This is a genomic window from Treponema sp. R80B11-R83G3, from assembly GCF_054786115.1.
In genome coordinates, this window is record NZ_BDHF01000335.1 from 1 (window position 1) to 817 (window position 817).

The 817-nt window shown below is 43.3% G+C and carries 1 protein-coding gene; it reads left to right on the plus strand.

All coding sequences use genetic code 11. The features are described 5' to 3' along the window. Positions 1-817, plus strand: an 817-nt coding sequence (locus ACYVRH_RS13695) for an aminopeptidase (RefSeq protein ID WP_461257444.1), incomplete at both ends; no start/stop codon positions are given.

Genomic DNA, 817 nt, shown 5'->3' on the forward strand with positions numbered 1-817 from the left:
GATAATGAAGACTTTATACGGCTGGTAAAGGAAATCCGCGCATTCGCGATGGACGAATTGGGGCTTAAAGAAAGCAGAAACTACACGCGTTTTGTAAAGCTTGACAGAAACTACCTCGCTGCGGTTGTTTCCGCCTCGGCAAAAGATTCGTTCCGCCGTCACGAGTGGAATTATCCTATTGTTGGAAAAATGCCCTACAAGGGTTTTTTTAATGTGGAAGACGCGCGTAAGGAACGGGCAAAACTGGAAAAAAAAGACCTTGATGTCTGGATTCGGGGGGTGAGCGCTTTTAGCACTCTAGGCTGGTTTAAAGACCCTCTTTATTCCTATATGGCGGATTATTCTCCGGCAAGACTGGCTGATTTAATTATCCATGAACTTGTTCACGCTACGGTATTCATTAAAGGGCAGGCCAATTTTAACGAGGAACTGGCTGAATTTATAGGCAGCGAAGGGGCAAGGCTTTTTATAGTGAAACATTTCGGAGAAGATTCAGACGAATACAGGGAAATTTTTACATCAGACAAAGACAGCCAAAATTTTGTTGAGTTTATTCAAGAATTGATCGCGGAACTTGACGTTCTTTATAACAGTGAAATTGGCAGGGAAGAAAAATTAGCGGAAAAAGAGCGGATAATTAACGCCGCGAAAGAGCGATTTATCGCTGAGTATGACAGCCGTTTTTCAGACGATGATTACAGGGGGTTTGCGGAATTACCGGTAAATAACGCGTATCTTGAACTTTACAGGCTGTACCACACGGAGGATAATTTTTACGAAGAACTGTATCAGCGCTCAGGAAGAAACCTTCCCGCTT